17 protein-coding genes and 1 pseudogene are annotated in these 17,110 nt (G+C 55.4%); 5 read left to right on the plus strand and 13 right to left on the minus strand.

Annotated elements, in window-relative coordinates:
- Positions 1-4: 4 nt before the first annotated feature.
- Both BUA65_RS19145 and BUA65_RS17565 read right to left on the minus strand, forming a co-directional pair.
- A complete protein-coding gene (locus BUA65_RS19145) occupies positions 5-151 on the minus strand; it encodes a histidine kinase (RefSeq protein ID WP_369332849.1) in 147 nt (48 codons plus the stop codon).
- A gap of 15 nt (positions 152-166) precedes the next feature.
- A pseudogene (locus tag BUA65_RS17565) lies at positions 167-553 on the minus strand (histidine kinase); the annotation flags it as partial.
- A 696-nt stretch (positions 554-1,249) separates the two neighbouring features.
- Here BUA65_RS17565 and BUA65_RS00630 point away from each other — a divergent pair.
- Positions 1,250-1,504, plus strand: coding sequence for an AbrB/MazE/SpoVT family DNA-binding domain-containing protein (locus tag BUA65_RS00630; RefSeq protein WP_072866829.1), 255 nt, complete (start codon positions 1,250-1,252; stop codon positions 1,502-1,504).
- Positions 1,501-1,917 carry a type II toxin-antitoxin system VapC family toxin gene (locus BUA65_RS00635; RefSeq protein WP_072866830.1) on the plus strand — a complete coding sequence of 139 codons (417 nt, stop codon included), beginning with the start codon at positions 1,501-1,503 and terminating at the stop codon, positions 1,915-1,917. The genes BUA65_RS00630 and BUA65_RS00635 overlap by 4 nt, the downstream gene beginning before the upstream one ends.
- A gap of 301 nt (positions 1,918-2,218) precedes the next feature.
- On the opposite strand, the gene BUA65_RS00640 is transcribed toward BUA65_RS00635, so the two are convergent.
- From BUA65_RS00640 to BUA65_RS00655, 4 genes are all read right to left on the minus strand, one after another.
- Positions 2,219-3,076 (minus strand): carbon-nitrogen hydrolase family protein, encoded by an 858-nt coding sequence (locus tag BUA65_RS00640; protein WP_072866831.1) that lies wholly within the window; start codon positions 3,074-3,076, stop codon positions 2,219-2,221.
- Between the two features lie 57 nt (positions 3,077-3,133).
- Positions 3,134-4,111 (minus strand): GTPase, encoded by a 978-nt coding sequence (locus BUA65_RS00645; RefSeq protein ID WP_072866832.1) that lies wholly within the window; start codon positions 4,109-4,111, stop codon positions 3,134-3,136.
- Positions 4,112-4,241: 130 nt separating this feature from the next.
- The gene (locus BUA65_RS00650; RefSeq protein WP_165613162.1) at positions 4,242-6,680 is read right to left on the minus strand and encodes a DNA internalization-related competence protein ComEC/Rec2; all 2,439 of its coding nucleotides are present in this window, start codon (positions 6,678-6,680) and stop codon (positions 4,242-4,244) included.
- A gap of 166 nt (positions 6,681-6,846) precedes the next feature.
- Entirely contained in the window at positions 6,847-7,065 is a 219-nt protein-coding gene (locus BUA65_RS00655; protein WP_072866833.1) for a hypothetical protein, read from the minus strand.
- Between the two features lie 143 nt (positions 7,066-7,208).
- Between BUA65_RS00655 and BUA65_RS00660 the strand changes: the two genes are divergently transcribed.
- A complete protein-coding gene (locus BUA65_RS00660) occupies positions 7,209-7,451 on the plus strand; it encodes an alpha/beta-type small acid-soluble spore protein (protein ID WP_072866834.1) in 243 nt (80 codons plus the stop codon).
- Between the two features lie 143 nt (positions 7,452-7,594).
- On the opposite strand, the gene BUA65_RS17570 is transcribed toward BUA65_RS00660, so the two are convergent.
- From BUA65_RS17570 to BUA65_RS00680, 4 genes are all read right to left on the minus strand, one after another.
- Positions 7,595-8,308 carry a lytic transglycosylase domain-containing protein gene (locus tag BUA65_RS17570; protein WP_084061922.1) on the minus strand — a complete coding sequence of 238 codons (714 nt, stop codon included), beginning with the start codon at positions 8,306-8,308 and terminating at the stop codon, positions 7,595-7,597.
- 84 nt (positions 8,309-8,392) lie between these two features.
- Entirely contained in the window at positions 8,393-9,049 is a 657-nt protein-coding gene (locus BUA65_RS00670) for a helix-hairpin-helix domain-containing protein (RefSeq protein WP_072866835.1), read from the minus strand.
- A gap of 237 nt (positions 9,050-9,286) precedes the next feature.
- A complete protein-coding gene (locus BUA65_RS00675; RefSeq protein ID WP_072866836.1) occupies positions 9,287-9,955 on the minus strand; it encodes a DUF421 domain-containing protein in 669 nt (222 codons plus the stop codon).
- Positions 9,956-10,023: 68 nt separating this feature from the next.
- Complete coding sequence (locus BUA65_RS00680) at positions 10,024-10,509, minus strand: hypothetical protein (protein WP_072866837.1); 486 nt, start codon at positions 10,507-10,509, stop codon at positions 10,024-10,026.
- A gap of 222 nt (positions 10,510-10,731) precedes the next feature.
- Between BUA65_RS00680 and BUA65_RS00685 the strand changes: the two genes are divergently transcribed.
- Entirely contained in the window at positions 10,732-11,595 is an 864-nt protein-coding gene (locus tag BUA65_RS00685; protein WP_072866838.1) for an HpcH/HpaI aldolase/citrate lyase family protein, read from the plus strand.
- 74 nt (positions 11,596-11,669) lie between these two features.
- Positions 11,670-11,822, plus strand: a complete 153-nt coding sequence (locus BUA65_RS18105; protein ID WP_165613163.1) for a hypothetical protein — start codon at positions 11,670-11,672, stop codon at positions 11,820-11,822.
- On the opposite strand, the gene BUA65_RS00690 is transcribed toward BUA65_RS18105, so the two are convergent.
- The 3 genes from BUA65_RS00690 to BUA65_RS00700 form a co-directional block, all read right to left on the minus strand.
- Positions 11,819-13,702: a methyl-accepting chemotaxis protein gene (locus BUA65_RS00690; RefSeq protein ID WP_072866839.1), complete on the minus strand. Its 1,884-nt coding sequence runs from the start codon at positions 13,700-13,702 to the stop codon at positions 11,819-11,821. The genes BUA65_RS18105 and BUA65_RS00690 overlap by 4 nt on opposite strands.
- A gap of 91 nt (positions 13,703-13,793) precedes the next feature.
- On the minus strand, positions 13,794-16,580 hold the full coding sequence (locus BUA65_RS00695; protein ID WP_072866840.1) for an FAD-dependent oxidoreductase: 2,787 nt from the start codon (positions 16,578-16,580) through the stop codon (positions 13,794-13,796).
- A gap of 16 nt (positions 16,581-16,596) precedes the next feature.
- Complete coding sequence (locus BUA65_RS00700) at positions 16,597-17,106, minus strand: 4Fe-4S dicluster domain-containing protein (RefSeq protein ID WP_072866841.1); 510 nt, start codon at positions 17,104-17,106, stop codon at positions 16,597-16,599.
- Positions 17,107-17,110 lie beyond the last annotated feature (4 nt).

Below are 17,110 nucleotides of genomic sequence, written 5' to 3' on the forward strand. Positions count from 1 at the left end.
TTATTCAAGCATTCCTGACGATGTTGGCCATCATTTGTGCGGGTCCGTCATGTATTTCCCGGGCGACGCGCTTGCGTTCCTCTTCCTGGGCCCTGATGATGCTGACCCCGAGATCGTGGAGCTGCTGCAGTTCCCCTATTTTCAGTGACACCTGCTGCAGGTTGTTGCTGAGGTAATTAATGGCCGTGCTCAGGTAGGCAAGGGTGCTTTCCACTTTGGCCAGGCTGGTTTTCATGTGCCTTAAGTTTATTTCCAGCTGATCCCGGCGGAAGCGGAGCATTTTTTCCTGATTGCGCAGGTCGCGTAAACGGAGTTGCAAATTTTAGGCCGTTTCGTAGGCGCTTTTGATATCTTCCTCCCGGTAGCGCTTGAAATCCCTGCTCACTTCCATGAGGTGAATGCGCGCCTTTTTCTCCCTTATTTCCAGATCATCCACCTGGTCGATGGTCTTCCTCAGTTCCTCGATCACCTGCTGCAACTCTTGCTGGATGCGGTTACATTCAATCTGCGTGGCTTCCGCGATCTCGAAAATCTGGCTCCTTCCATTTTCCATGGCGGCAATAGTATCTTTAATTACCCTGTCTAAAGCTGAAATGTCAAACTAGCCTTCTCACCCCGTCCCGTTCGGCAGGAACACACATTTTACACAGGATGCTGTACATTTCATTTTCCGTCCTGTAAAGACATTCTGATATATTTTCGTTAAGGCACTGCTGACACCTCTGGAGCTACCCCTCCTGCTTTAGTGAAGTCATAAGGCTTTATTCGAGAGCGTTAGGGCAATACCCTTTTTACATGCTTCCACCATATGTACTTTTGATTGCCGCTTTACGTACATCGTTTATGCCCCAAAACAAGTACCAACTGAAGAAAGATTTCGGGGAGAATGTTATATAGAATGTTATAGTAGCATACTTGAAAAAATAAAAAGAAAATTTCCCCGGGGAGAACTCTGGATTTCCGGGGAAATACTAAGAGAGTTAGGCCTGGAACAAACGCAGGAGCGCTTGGGGAATTGGCGCTGCCAAAAGGCGTCATGGAAATATAAGTAAGCCAGTGTTTAAGGTGGAGCCGGTTGGTAATACAAACCCCAGCGCCTGCGCATTACACCGCGTTATGGCCGGGGGTACCGCCTGTAAAACACTGGTATTCAGCACTTCCGCCCAGTTGACGTGTCCCCGGCTGGCTGTTAAAATGGAAAAGGAGAGTAAGACTAAGTAAGAAAGTTAGAATGGAGTGAGCTAAAACCATGAACCTTATACGAATTCGCTCCAAAGGACAGATAACGCTTCCCCTTCCGGTCCGAAGGGCCGTGCAGGCTGACGTCGGCGATTACCTCGTGTGCGAGGTCCGTGGGGACAGCGTGATCCTGCGTAAGGCGCCCGTCTACCCCCGCGCCAGCTTTGACGACGGCATCTGGCGGCTGGTGGGTTCCGCGGAGGATAAGGAAGGGAGAGAAGATGTTTCCGTCGATAAGCACAAATACCTGGGGGATGAGCTGTGAGGGTGCTGGTAGATTCCAGTGCGATAGCAGCCCTGATCCTGCGGAACGACCAGCGGCATCCTGAAGCGGTCCGGGCTCTCCGCTATTTCACCGAGAAGGGGGCCGAACTGGTCCTCACCAACTTCATCGTCGCCGAGACGTACAACCTCCTTGCGGCCAGGGCATACCCGGCAAAAGCCAGAGAATGGCTGCTGGCCAATACCTGGCCCGTGGAGAGGGTTTCGGAAGAAGACGAAAAAGAGGCCCGCCGTATCTTAGAAAAATACGCCGACAAGGATTTTTCCTACACCGACGCCACCAGCTTTGCCCTCATGGCCCGCCTCTCCTTCGACCTGGTTTTCACCTACGACCGGCACTTCACCCAGTACGGGCTGCGCACCCAGGAAGACCTGCTGGCTCGAGGAGAAATTTGACAGATTTTTAGCCGCCGCGTGCCCGGCAAAGATAAGACCCAAAGACTCTAAAGTCCGGGCATTTTTTAAACTCGTCCGCCGCTTTTTTTTGACCCTCCCGGGTTGTCTTGATCGATTTTCACGGCCTTAGCGCCCTCCTTTCAAGCCTGATTTTGGACACGAAAGCCTTTACAGTCAATACAAGGAACATTGTCATGCGTTGTTGCTTTTTGTTCGGGAACTGTGAGCACAGGGGCATCCTGGTACCCATCTGCCTGCCCACGGGCCAGAAGCGGTGCAGGAGGGGTTATGTCCATGGAGGCTATTCACTGTAATACTTCCGGCAAATACTCTCCCTGTTTGACCGCACGTCCTCCAGGTAGGGCCATCTCTGGCGGACCTTGTTCACCCGGGACAGATCCAGGTCGAAGTAATATACCCCCGGTTCCCGGCCACAGGATAACAGGGTATACCCGTCGGGATAAGCCACAAAACTGTCCCCCTGCACTTCCCGGCCGTCGGGGTAGCTGGTCGCGGTATTGTTGGCTGCAACCACAAAAACGGTGTTCTCACAGGCCCGGGTGATGCCAACGCTTTGCCACAGGGGCATCCGGGCAGCCGGGATATTGGCCGGGTTCAAGATTAACAATGCCCCCCTTAAGGCCAGGCTGCGCACTATTTCCGGGTACATAATATCCACACACACCACCACACCGAGAGGTGTGCCCCGGTGCCGGATCACGGGTAATAAAGTGCCAGGCTTTACATACTTCCTTTCGCCAATGGCCTGGGAGGGGAACTGTTTTTCAAAGAAAACGGGGGCGGACAGTTCACCACCCAGGATCATACCCCGGGAAAATATGCCTCCCTCCGCCCGGACATACTGAGCCCCGGAAACCAACACGGGAGTGAGAGATGGGCTGCCGACAACATGAGGACCGTCCGGGATATACCCCCCGGACTTGCCCCGGGAGAGGATGGCTCCGTGGAATAACTTAACAATGATCTCCTGGTAATCATCCCAGTCGATCACTGTTGCTCCCAGCCAGTCCTCCGGGAGCAAAACCACATCTACATCCGCGGTAATTTCATCCAGAAACTTGTGCATTTGAGCGATGTTCTGATCAAGGTCTGTTCTATCCCTGGGGAATTGAACAATGGCCAGTTTTACCCAGGACATTTTTTCCCTCCTTAGTGTAAATCGTGGCCAGCGTGGGGTTTTACCGGTGTTGGCTTTCTAGACTAGCAACTCCACGATATCTTTGTCCTGCAAGACGTACTCCTTTGGCACACTCTGGCCGGGAAAACGGGCCGACCCCCAGATGCGTGCTCCACGCAAGGTTTTCAAAAAATCTTTGTGAATGCTCCCGGCTAGATCCAGAATACTGCTGCCGCGGGGCAAAATAAAGGGGCGGGTGAGGTCCGGTTCTTTGCCCGGGGACCTGGTAAAAACGCGAATAACTTCCAGGGCTGAAAACAGCCTGGTTTTGAGCTGTTCCAGGTTGAGACCCGTTGCGGCAGAAACCGGTAATATTTCCAGGTCAGGCGGCAGCAGTTCTTGCAGCAGCGAAAGATTTTCCCTCCCTTCGGGCTGCTCCGCTTTGTTAGCAGCTATGATCAGGCGGTGAGGCGGCACGGCCCTAACCCCGTGGGGAATCTCACTGCGGACGATTTTGCGTTCGTTCAGCAGCCGCAGGGAGTTTTCCAATTGTTCTAAACAGTCACCCGCGCAGCTGTCAATCACCAGCAAAAGGGCGTCGGCGTTGCGCAGTAAACCGGCCAACCCGGGGGGAAACCCTTCGGCGGTAAGGGGCGGGGTGTCAACCAGCTGGATGTAAATTTCCTCGTAAGGCATCATGCCGCTAAAAGGAATAGTAGTGGTGAAGGGGTAGTCCGCCACCTTCACCCTGGCTCTGGTCAAAGCCCCGACCAGGGCTGATTTGCCGCTATTGGGATAACCCACCAGGGCCACCTGCCCGGCTCCCTGCTTTTCAATATGGAAGGGGTCGTGCCGGCTGAGGCTGGTTTTCTTTTGGCCTTCTTCCCGCAAGCGGGCCAGCCGGCGTTTAATATCGGCTTGCAGCTTCTCCGTACCCTTGTGCTTGGGGATTACGGCCAGCATTTCCTCCAGGGCGGCGATTTTTTCCTCAACGGTGGTGGCGTTGCGAAAAGCTTCTTCCGCGGCGTGATACTGGGGGGTCAGGTTGGCAGGCACTGGCTATTCCCCCTTTTTAAAATATTAACAACGGTTTGGCTTCAGTTTAGCTTAAAAACCGGGATAAGGCAATCCAGGGATGTTTGGGGGTTCACAGAAGTTGCTTTAAAACTTACCCGGCACCCCCCCCTTAAGCCGCCTGGCGCTGGCGGCCTGTTTTGACAAAGATGTGTTTTCCGTCGGTCCTTAAGATAACCGCCCCGTCCACGTCGGTGCGGTAGACACGCACCGGCATCCGGGCCAGGTATTCCAGCGTTTCCCGGGCGGGGTGCCCGAAATTGTTATGCCGCCCCACGGAAATCACCGCCACGGCCGGGTGGGTTTTTTCCAGGAAAGAGGGTAGCAGGTAACGGCTGCCGTGGTGGGGTATTTTGAGCACGGTACACCCCAGATTAATGCCTGCATCCATGATGGCCTGCTGGGCCTCCACTTCAATATCCCCGGTAAGCAACAGCACCTCTTCCCCGTAACATAGGCGCAGCACCAGGGAGGCATTATTCAAATCGGACCGGGTGCCTGAAAGCAGCGGGCGGGGTGGTCCCAGCACCCGAACATCCAGGGCCGGGTCAAGATGCAGGCGGTCCCCGGCCCCCGTTACCTTCACAGGCACACCCCGGGCGACCAGTCCGGCAATCAGAGCACTATAGGTTGACGGGACCTGTTCCGGAGATTTGCCGGTGGAAACGGAAATGTTTCCCGTCCTTCCTACCGGTGACACCAGGACCAAATCAACCGGAAAGGCTTCGATCACCGCCCCCATTCCCCCGGCGTGATCCTCATGGGGATGGGTGATCACCAGCACGTCCAGGCGCCTGATGCCCAGCCGGCGCAGGTAGGGCACCACCACCTTCTCCCCTGCCCCTTCCCCCGAGTCCAATTCCCCCGGCCAGCCCCCGGTATCCACCAGCATGGTTTTGCCGCCGGGAGTCTGGACGAGAATACTGTCCCCCTGACCCACATCGATGAAATGGACCACCAGCTGGTTTTCCACGGAACTCTTGAACAGAAAGATGCTTATTAAAAGTCCTCCGCCCAGGAAAGCCACCGGCAATAAGCGGTGATGGCGGCTGAAAAACTGGGGCCAGAGAGCCCGTCTATCCTTGGAAACAAGCAAAACTCCCACAAACAGAAGTGGATACCAGGCCATCACCAGGAAAAAAGGCGGCGTGGGAACATAGATTACCGAACCGGGCAGGGCCCGGCAGAAGGAAACCAAACTTATAAAAACGTCCAGGAGCAGGGAGGTGCTGGTATTGATCAGGCCGGCCAGGGCAGGAGCAACCAAGCCCAGGAGGGCAGACACCGTCCCTAGGGCAAGGATCAACCCGGTGAGGGGTACTGCCACCAGATTGGTCAATAAGGATACCAGGGATATTAAATTGTAGTACCAGGCAATCAGGGGCAGGGTGGCCAGCTGGGCGGCCAGGGAAACCCAGAGGGTTGCCCTTAACCACGTGTGCCGGATGATATTTTTCAACAGCCTGTCCAGTACCGGTCCCAGGTAGAGAATGCCCCAGGTGGCAGCAAAGGAAAGCTGAAAGCCGATGTCGTAAAGGGAGAGAGGCTTGGCCATGAGGCTGACCAGGGCGGCAGCGGCCAGGGTGGTAGGCCAGTCGCTGGCCCGGCCCAGGTGGTGGGCCCAGAGAAACATGAGGGCCATAAGGGTGGAACGGGTCACCGCCGGACCCAAACCACACAGAGTGGCGTAAAGAAGCAGTATCGCAGTACCGGTAGGAGCGGTAAGGGAAAGGGGCACGCGCAGCAACCTGACCAGGGCCAGCACCCCGGCCAGAACGAGGCCCACATGCAAGCCGCTGACGCTCAGGATGTGAACCACGCCGGATTCACTGAAAAGCTGCCAGGTTTTCCGGTCGATCATCCCCTGGTTGCCAAAGACAATGCCGTTTAAAAGGGCTGCTTTCTCCGGCGGCAGGGTAGCCCGGCTGACCGCGAGGAGTTTTTCCTTAACCCGCAGAACCGCCCGCACCACCTGGTGCCCGCCCACCCCAAGCTTGTTAATGGAAGCGGGATCCCGCACCATGAGGACCGCACCGGCACCCCGGCGGGCCAGGTAGGCACGATAGTTAAATTCCCCGGGATTGCCCGCATCCGGGGGGCGGGTCAGCAAACCGTGCAGGCGCAGACGATCTCCGTATGAGTAAACGGGCCCCGGGGCGGGGGCCCGCACAAGCACCAGCGCCTGGAGCTCCCGGGCCTCCCGGCCCAGGGAAATCCTATGCACATTCAGCCAGTAGTAAACCCGGTCCGAACGGACATCCGCCTCCTGGCTGACGGTGCCCTCCAAAGTCACCCAGTGTCCGGCATACTCATCAAGGGCAGGGTTGACACGGCAGGCTGCCAGCGTGGCCCAGGCGAAACCCAGGGCCAGGAACAGGCTTAAAATGACCCACCGGTTAAAAGACCAGTGAAAAAAATACCCCAGCACCGCTGCAAAAAACAGAGCACAGCAAAGCAACAGGGCCGTGCTGGGGGGCAACTCCCAACAACCCGCCAGGAAGATGCCGGCTGCGAAAGCCAGGGTCAAATAGACCAAGGGCCTGGAAACCAACGACCACACCCCGAATGACATGTAGTAACAATACAAATTGTTCGCCACTGCGTTCCATCTTCCTGTCGCCCAAAACTAAAGAGGCTGCGACCTCTTCACCCTGTCAACAGCCTCACTCGCCCCTATATCAGCAGGGTCAGGCTTTAACTAACAAAACAAGCCGGTTTTAAAAACCGGCAATTATTTCTCTTTGTTGCCAGTTTAACAGGGGTCTGGGCAGGGCCAGTGGGAGAGTCAACCAGGATAACGATAGTTCCCCACCTCTTCCCGGCGATTCTTCCCTATCCCATTGCTGTTCCTTTTCCAGAGGGCAGTACCATTCGACCAGGTAGGATAAGTCCCCTTTTTCTCTTAGCTTTTGAAAATTAATTCCGGCCGTCGCCACCTGCACCAGCCCCCTTTGTTAAGAATATGTTAAATTTCTGTTAATATTATATTAACTAATGGTTCCAAATGTGTCAATAACAAAAAAGCATCTTCTGTATAAGTAGCTAGCCGTCCGATGCATCCTAAAAAAGGGGTGATCAAATGGGTCACAAGAAGGACAACGACAAGCTGCGTACGGAAAGGCAACTGGATAGGCTTAAGTGGGAGACGGCCAAGGAACTGGGCCTGGAGGATGATCTGGCCAATGCCGGAGATGAGTTGACCGTGCGAGAAGCAGGCAAAATTGGCGGCAACATGGTGCGCAAGCTGGTGAAGGCCGGAGAAAAGGCGCTGGCCGAAGAAGGGGATCGCAAAGCTCGTTTGAACCTTCAGGATGACCTTTAGGTTGCATACAAATCTAAAATATCGCGTAACCAACCAGAGGGCGGTCACTCCTTAAGGCATCGCCGTCCCTGGTTTTGCGACAGTTCCCGTGTGACGCGGTCAAAAACGTTTGAACCCGGCTGCTGAAGTGCCGGGTTGCTTTTTTACACCAAAAACTCATGTCTTGCTCCAGCTACCCGCTGCAGGTATTGCTGCGTTTCGCGGTAGGGGGGAATGCCGCCGTAGCGCTGCACCGCGCCCGGGCCGGCGTTGTACGCCGCCAGGGCCAGTTTGACATTGCCTCCGAAACGCTCCAGCAGGGATTTCAAATAACGGGCGCCCCCCTCCAGGTTTTCCCGGGGATCCCACGGGTTCCGCACCCCAAGGGCCGCGGCCGTGGCGGGCATGAGCTGCATTAATCCCTGCGCCCCGGCAGGGGAAAGGGCAAAGGGATTGAACCCCGATTCAACCTTGACCACTGCCTTGAGCAACGCCGGCTCTAAACCGTACTTTTCAGCCACATCGTTGATCAGGGCATCGAGCCCACCAGCTTCAGCCGGTGCACCGTTGTTCCCGCCGGAAGAAAAATTCCTTTGTCCATGTCCCTGTTGGGGAAGCAACGTATTAAAAATTGTCCACAGTGATGTCAAAAGTTCACTGCTACCCGCCGTCAGCAGGAAGAACGGCAAAAGATATTCCCTAATTTTGGGCTTGTCCAATTGCTTGCCCTTCTCCGCCCTCCCGTCCCCGGCGGACGATTCCAGGGCTGCTGCCAGCAGCAGGGCAAAGGACTGCCGGGGAGTATCGGGAGTCCCTACCGGAAAACCGGCCTGCCTGTTACTAATTTGAGGAAAAGGGTTTACCACGGGGACAAACATTGACCTTTCCTCCATTTATCTACAGCAATACTGGACCACAAAGACAAAACGCGATAGGATACGTTCTCAGGGAAGACTTCAAACCTAATATACCGTTATGTAATCCTTGAGCTGTTCAAACCTTTTATCCCCGATGCCGGAAACATTCTTAATGTCCTCGGGCACTTTAAACGGCCCGTTGGTTTCCCGGTACTGGATGATGCGCTGGGCCAGGGAAGGCCCGATCCCGGGCAGGGTTTCCAGTTCCTTTTGATCGGCGGTGTTGATGTTTACCAGCGAACCGCTCCCGGTCGGCGATTTTCCATGCGGTTGAGCAAAAGGATTGTCGCGCAAGGTGGCATTAACAGGACCAGAACCCGGCATGTTCTGCAAAGGCACCGCGCCACCGGTTAAACCAGGTTGTTTTACCGGCACAACCAGCTTTTGCCCGTCGGCCAGGGGAGCAGCCAGGTTTAACATATCCAGATCCGCTTCCGGACGGGCAACGGCCATTTGAACCGCATCCTGCACCCTCGCACCGGATGGGAGGCGGTATACCCCCGGTTTTTCCACAGCGCCGGCAACATGAACCACCAATTCTTTTTTTTCAAGATTTTCCGGAGGTTTTAGCTGTTCCAGCGCCGGTTTGTTTTTAGCGTCGACCCGCTGCTGCCACAGAGCATAGCGATAACCCCCGCCAAAAACCAGTATGGCCGCAACGATTAAAATGATCAGCTGATGGCGCCTTGTAACTTCAAACACCAGTTTCGCCCCACCTTGTTTTTCCCAGATAATTCTACCTCAAAAGGTATATTCCTCCTTTTTAAGCAAAAAAGATATTTTTACAGCATCCACCCCGGCCGTTTCAACACAAGATCTCGCCCATCGCCGGCAGGCTCCGCAAGCGGGCCGGAATAAGGGATGAATCTCTTCATCCATAATAATAACCCCCGGGAAACCAGGGTCAATACTTGCTCAAACATATTTGCCGGGCCATTTTTAAATATCCTCATTAATAAACAGCCGGCCATCGGTGCCCAGGGTAGCCAAAAAAACCTGCTCCGGCTTCAACCCGGCCGCAGCCAGACGCTCCTTCAGCCATACCTCGTCGAGGCCAACCAGACGCAGGTTTTCCCTCAATACCTGCCCATCCATAACCAGAATGGTGGGCAGACCTTCATAGCCGGTTGGCAAGCCCAGATCCTCGGGGGTAACGGGACGTTTTTGGGACTTGGGAATTATACTCAGTTTGCCCGAAGTTTCCAGAACCCCGAACTCCACGTCCCCCACATTAAAGATTCCTTTTTCCCTGAGCTGGGCCAGAAGATCGTTTAAATTGTAGCGCGCCCGGCGCAATTCGTCCTTGATAATGCGCCCGTTTTTGATTACCACCTGGGGTTCACCGTCCAGCAACCGGCGCAGGAAGGGGCTGTGCAGGGCCAGGTAGCTGAGCACGACTTCCAGAATCCCCAGGGTAACCAGGGGGATGATCCCCTTCCACAGGGGAATACTGGTAGACTCCATGGGAATGGCCGCCAGCTCGGCAATAATGATGGCCACCACAAAATCAAAGGGTGAAAGCTGACCAATTTCCCGCTTGCCCATGAGGCGAACTACCAGCAGTACAATAAAATATATTAACACCGTGCGGTAAATCGAGATCAGCATTTACCCGGCCCCCCCGCTCCTCTATTTTGGCCCCGGGGAAAGCCGGGTTATTCTTTCGGAAGACCTATTTAATGCAGCTGGCCCGGGTCCACGCATCCGGCTAGAATTTCCTGTAGTTTTTCCAGTTCCTCCCCCGGGTGGGATCCCTGCAATGGCGGCACCACCTGGGCCACCTGCCGGATTAGCTCGTCGAACCCCCGGTAGGCCTGGCGGATAACCAGGGCATGAGAAGGGGATATCCTTGTCTCCTGCCCAACCAGATCCCAGTCGGTGATGACAGTTAGGTCTTTGTGCCGAACGGCAGGCAGGATATTCCACATTTCCGGAGTAAAACCGATGGCCACTTCGTGCCCGCCATCCCAGTTTAAATCCAGAGTCACCAGGTAGTTCTGGCCATCGATGGGTACAAGTTGCCAGCCAAAGCGGTAAGGAACCTTTTCGCCCCGGTTAAAGCGCCGGAATAGCGGTTCAAGTTCGTCCGCAAGCGCTGAAACCATTACAATCATCCCGTGCTCCGATTCGCCAATAAAATCCGGCAAGGCAATTTCCCGCAAAACCCACACACCTCCACCGCCTGCTAACCAAATTTAAATAGCAGGATTAAATCCCTTACGGAAAGAATAAAAGGCAATTGTACCCGGGCTTAAAAAACTAGGTAACCACACTTCTAATATACACCATTGTCCCATATGAAAGGACCTGCTGGCAAGTAGCAGGTTAAACCGGATTTTGCGAAAAGCCCCGGGAATAATTTCAACAAGGATGGTGCTTTCAGAATGTTTCCACTGCGCACACTTCTTTTTACTCCCGCAGACGATCCCCGCAAGGGGGAAAAGGCCTTTACAGCCGGGGCCGACGCGGTCATCCTCGACCTGGAGGACGCCGTGGCCGAGGCCCGGAAAGAAAGGGCACGCCAGCAAATCCGTCAAACTTTGAGTGTTCCCCGTCCCGTTCCCGTTTTTGTGCGCATCAACGGCCCCAGTTCGCCCCATATCCTCCATGATCTACAAGCGGTGGTCGGTTTGCCCGTGGAGGGCCTGATGCTGGCCAAGGCCGAGTCGGGGGAAGAAATACGCCGGGTGGATTGGCTGCTCTCCCTTCTCGAGCAGCAACATCAATTGCCCGTGGGTAAAGTCAAATTAATCCCCTTTGTGGAAAGCGCCCGGGGTATTACCCGGGCCGGGGAAATTGCCGCCGCCCCCCGGGTGAGCTGCCTGGCTTTTGGGGGAAACGATTACACCATGGATATCGGGGTACCCTACTCGCGGGAGGGCGATGAATTATCTTTCGCCCGCAACCAGCTGGTGGTAGCTTCCCGGGCGGCAGGCATCGCCCCGCCCCTGGATACCGTCAACCCTGACTTCAGAGACATCTCTTTCCTGGTGGAAGATGCCCGCCGTGCCCGCAAACTGGGCTTTCAGGGCAAGCTGGTGATCCACCCCGCCCAGGTGGCGCCGGTGAATGAGGTCTTCACCCCCGGCGCTGAGGAAATCGCCTGGGCGGAAAAGGTGGTGGAGGCCTTTGCCCGGGCCCAGGCTGCCGGCAGCGGCGTCATACAGGTGGAAGGGAAAATGGTAGAACTGCCCATTGTACGCCGGGCGGAACAATTGCTGGCTGCGGCCAGTCGCCTGGGTAAATGAACAATGAATATGCAACAATTCACTGAGAGATTTTAAAAACATAAGTAGTGTTAACGAAAGGTGGAATGAAAACCATGCCGGCCGTGAAAAGGCCCGGGAAAAGGGAACCCCGGTTTGCTCCGGGGAACGAAGACCTTCTGGAGCAGCCGGCCACCCCAGAAGAAAAGAAACGCGGTGAATTTACCAGGGTAACAACCTTATCCTTTGATGAAGTAGAACCAAGTTAACTCAACTTGAAACGGTTCACGTGGGACTCCAATTCACCGGCCATGGAAGAAAGCTCATGAGCTGCCCGGGCTATCCGCTCTACCGTTCCCGACTGCTCGCTGGCCGCGGCGGCCACTTCCTGGCTGGCTGCGCTTACTTCACCGGTGGCCCGGGCCACCCGGTCCACCTGCCGGGCAATGTGCTCGACTTGCTGTACGATGGCACTAAAGTGTTTACCGGTTTCAACGGCCAGCCGGAGACCCTCACCCATACTTTGCACGCTTTTTTCCATATCATTGACCCCGCGGGCGGTCTCCTGCTGCACTTCGCTAATGAAAACACCTATTTCCGTAGCAGCCCGGGCGGACTGCTCGGCCAGCTTGCGCACCTCGTTGGCCACCACGGAAAAGCCCTTGCCGTGCTCCCCGGCCCGGGCGGCTTCAATGGAGGCATTGAGGGCCAGCAGGTTGGTCTGCCCGGCTATGTCGGTGATCATTTCCACGATCCGGCCCACTTCCAGAGAACGGCGGCCCAGGCCGTGAACGACGGCGGAAAGCTCGCTGACCTGACCCTGGATTTTTTCCATCTGGGAGCGTAGACGCTCCATGACCTTTCCCCCATCCCGGGCCGTCAGTGAAGCGTCCTTGGTGGTTCCTTCCAACTCTGCAACTCCCTGGTTCAACTGGGTGGCAACCTGGGCCAGGCTGTCGGCGATACCGGCCGTCTCCTGTGCGCCCGCGGAAACCTGCTGGATGGAAAGGGATAAATCCTGGCCTGCCGCCGAAAGCCGGCGTGCGGTGTCAAGCGCCTGCCCGACCAGGGTGCGAATGCTTTCAATCATGCGGCAGAAGCTGTTTGTAAGCTGTCCCACTTCATCCCGGGAAGAACAGACCGGAGAAACTGTAAGATCACCTTCGCCCGCACGCGCCATCTCACCCACCAGCCTGGTGATGGGGTCAAGGGAACGCTGGAGGAGCATGTAGATAATGACCAGTACCAGGGCACCGATAACCATGAAAACGACAAACTGGTTAACCATGGTGGCATTGAGTTTTGAAAGCATGCCTTCCCGGTTTAATACTATCTTGGCATAGGCAACGGTCGCACCGGAGTAGTCTTTCAGGGGGAGCAACTGCACCGCCTGGCGACCGTCGTTTATGTATGTTACTTGCGCCTTCCCCTGTTCCAGGCAGACTTTAATTAAGCCCTCGTCCACAGGATATGTATCTTTGTCCGCGGTAGCGGCCAGCAGGTTGCCGCTATCCACCAGGGAAATACCCCTGTCCCCCCGCCGGTAAACAAAAAAATCCGCCCCGAGTTGCTCTTTCCATTTCACCAGCAGAGCCTCGTTAAAACCCTGCCCGTACTCGGCGCTGCCCACATGCCGCCCCTGGTAGAAAACCGGCGCAACCACGCGGAAGCCGTAACCGCCCCGCCCCTCTTCCAGGCCGGCCACGAGCTTTTTGCTCCGGTTGGCCTCCACCACCGTAGCCCGGAAAGAAGAAAGGTCGTCGCCGAATTTATCGGGCATATGCAGGCGCAAGAAGGCGGTGGCAGGTGGAAGGTGGAACTGAAATTGATCGATTCCCTCGGCTTTAACTTTTTCCCAAATGGGAGCAGTGAGTGCCATCAACTTATCCCTGTCTCTGGCTGCAAATGCTTCCTGCACCTGAGGATTGTTGACCACGCTTTCAATACCCAAACGAATGCGCCGGTTGGTTTCGGCAAGATCGTTTTCTACAAAGGCCTGGATAGACTGGAAATGCTGCGTTTCCTGCTGGACAATCATGCTTTTAGTCTGACTGTAGTTGTAAAACGCTAAAAGCCCAAAGCCCAGGGCTGGCAATACCAGCAAAGGGATCAAAACACGGGTCTTAATGCTGGTAAATAAAACTTTCATCCCACAATTCGCCTCACCATTTCAACCACATCTCGCAGTAATTCCTGGAACACCCGGAGTGCGTGTTTGAACCACTCCGGGTGACCCTTTACTACGCCGATTTTTCCTCCACGGGAACAGTTTCCTCCTGCCCGGCACTTGATTCCCCGGCGATGCGGGCCACCCGGCCCACTTGCCGGACAACGTTCTCAATATGCTGCACAATGGCATTGAACTGTTTTCTCGTTTCCAGGGCAAGCAGGAAGCCTTCCCCTGCGGCAAAACTACTGTCACTCACGCCGGAGGATGTCTCCTGTTTCACCTTCTGAATGAAAACACCGATTTCCGTTGCTACACGGGCGGACTGTGCAACCAGTTCCTGCACCTCATTCAACAAAGCTGAAATTTCGCTTCCCTGGCCCCCTACCCTGACCGCCTCAAGGGAAGCGTTAAGAGCCAGCAGGTTCATCTGTTCAGCCACACCGGTGATCATTTTCAGTATCCGGCCCGCTTCCGAAGAGAGCCGGCCGGGACCATGAACAACCGTAGATAGTTCACTGACCAGGTCGTGAATTTTCTGCATCTGGGGCCGTATCCGCTCCATGACCTCCTGTTCCTCCCGGGAAGTCCAGAAGATTTCAGCCGACTCTTTTTCCGGTTCCAGAGCCTCCTGTTCCGACTCCATGGAAACCAGTTCAGTCCAATCGGCGGGTCGGAACTCATGGCCGCAGATTTGGTGGGCCCATACCCGGCGCGAGCAGGCGGGACATATTTCGGTTGTGCTGTGAAGGCGGTCCGGGTAATCTTTTAAACGTTCTTTCACAAAGCCAAGATGTTTTGACGTAGCATAGGACTGCCCGCAAATCCGGCAGGTAACCAGTTCCACACGGCTCATCAGCCCCCCGCACATGCGCATCTCCCTGAAGCCGCCTTCATCGCTTAAGGTTATGGCCTTCGTTGGGCAGTTGACGGAGCAACTGCCACATCCGATACACCTATCGCCCGGGCGCGAAAAATCAGTTACCGATCCCCTGCTGCCTTCAACGTAACCCAGTTGAATGGCTTCCGCCCCCACTTTGCGGCAGGTATCAACACACTTTCCGCAGGCAATGCAAAGGTCGCACCGCAGGCACCTGCCAGCTTCCACCGCACCGGCTTCCGGGCTGAGACCCTTCATTACTTCGTCAAATGTGTCCCGCCTAGCGGGTAAGTACTGCTCCTCAAAAGAGTAGGTCCGGGAGCAGCTTTTTTCCTGGGCAGTAACCTGCATGAGCGCGGCAACTCTTCTTTTGGCCGGGTACTTGATGGCAGCGGAAGGTTTTTCTCCACGCAAATAGGCGTCTATAGCCGCCGCTGCCCGCTTACCGGCGGCAATGGCCTTGATGGCGCTTGCGGGCCCCGTAACCACATCGCCGCCCGCAAAAACTCCCGGCCGGGATGTTTCCATAGTATCCGGGTTGACGACAATGCGGTCCCGGGAAACCAGCACCTGCGGCGGCTCCGGCCCTTCAGTGATAAAGGAGAGATCCGGCTTCTGACCGACGGCAAAAATAACCATGTCGGCTTGCATCTTGAACTCCGAATTCTTGATGGGAACCGGCCAGCAACGGCCGGTGGCATCGGGCTCGCTCAAAGTATTGCGTATGCACTCAATGTACTGAAGACGCCGGTCCTGCCCCCCCAGCCCCGTGGGAGAAATAAGGTATTCCAGGATTACTCCTTCCCTTTCGGCTGCTTCTATTTCTTCATCCAGCGCGGGCATTTCCTGGCGGGAACGCCGGTAAATAATCCTCACCTCAAGAGCTCCCAAACGCCGGGCAACCCGCGCGGCGTCGATGGCCACGTTACCGCCGCCAACCACAACCACTTTCTTGCCGCTGACCTCTACCGCGGGTCGAACGTTTCCTGCCAGTAAACCCTGGTTAACTACTCTGAGAAAGGTTACCCCGTCCATAACGCCCTTAAAAGAATCATGGTTGGGGATGGGAATAGAACCTTTCCAGGCTCCGGTGCCTAAAAACACTGCTGCGTAACCATCTTTCAACAAAGCCTCAATACCGTATTCCCCGGTAATCGGGCTGTTCAACCTGATTTCCACACCCAGGGCCTGGATGCGGGCTATTTCATCCCGGAGCACGTCCCGGGGGAGCCGGTACGGGGGAATGCCGTACGCAAGCATCCCCCCTGCCTCGGGCATGGCTTCAAATATGGTTACGGCGTAACCTTTCCTGGCTAAGAAATAGGCGCAGGACAGGCCGGCAGGGCCTGACCCGACCACCGCAACCTTCTTGCCGGATTTTCTTACGGGCCGCAGCGAAAAAAGGTTTACCTTATCCCGGATCTCCCGGACCTGGTCGTAGGCCAGCCTTTTCAGAGCGCAGATAGATACGGGTGCGTCGACCTCACCCCTGCGGCAGGCACGCTCACAGGGATGTTCACAAATACGCCCCAGAACACCGGGCAAGGGAACATCCTCTAATATTAGCTGCAAAGCTTCGGTATACTTGCCCTGTCCTACCAGTGCAACATAATTCGGGATATCTATGCCTGCCGGACAGGCCGCTTGACAGGGTGCAAGCACCAGTTGGGGACATTCCGAGGCGGGACATACCCGGTTCTCAATGTGCACAATGAAATCGTCCCTGTCTTCCCGCAAAATACTCATAACTTCGGGCGCCACACGTTTCCCCTGGCCGCAGTGGCAAGTAAGGTGCAACCTGTTAACCAATGTCAGCAGGCCCTCCAGGTCACCAAGGCGAGCCTTACCGCTCCTTATCCCGAATAGCAGTTTTAAAGCTGTATTCAGGTTGGAGCGACACTGGCCGCAAAGTCTATCTATTGTTAAATAAGACTTTACAATTTCCTCTGCCTTCTTGACGCTGCAGGCAGTTTTTATCATAAATACCTACTCCTTTTTAACTATGCCCCACTGCGATAATTTGGTGAACATAGCGGACCCTTTTTAGGTCCGGCATGCGATCGGCCGGACCAAAGAGAAGGCAGTCGGTGGGGCAGGCGGTAACGCATGCCGGCTTGAGCCCCGCGTCAATACGGTCCTTGCAGTAGTCGCATTTCACAGCCTTGCCTTTTTTGGCGTCCCACTGGGGGGCACCCCAGGGACAGGCCATGATGCAGCTTTTACACCCCACACAAAGTTCCTGGTCTATAAAAACGATCCCGTCCTTGGCCCTTTTCTGTACGGCTCCAGTGGGACAAGCTGGTACACACCAGGGTTCCTCACAGTGGAAACAGGGCATGAAAACATTTGTCGCTCTGGGTTGGCTGTCTATCTGAACGGGACCGACCACAACTACCTGGCTTGGCCTGGGCCCCACACCGAGCCCTTTGTTTACCTTGCACTGTACTTCACAGCTGCGACAGGAAATGCATTTTTTTTCGTCCTGGTACAGGTAATACTTGCTCATTGAT

The sequence above is a fragment of the Desulfofundulus thermosubterraneus DSM 16057 genome (genome assembly GCF_900142025.1).
GTDB lineage: Bacteria > Bacillota > Desulfotomaculia > Desulfotomaculales > Desulfovirgulaceae > Desulfofundulus > Desulfofundulus thermosubterraneus.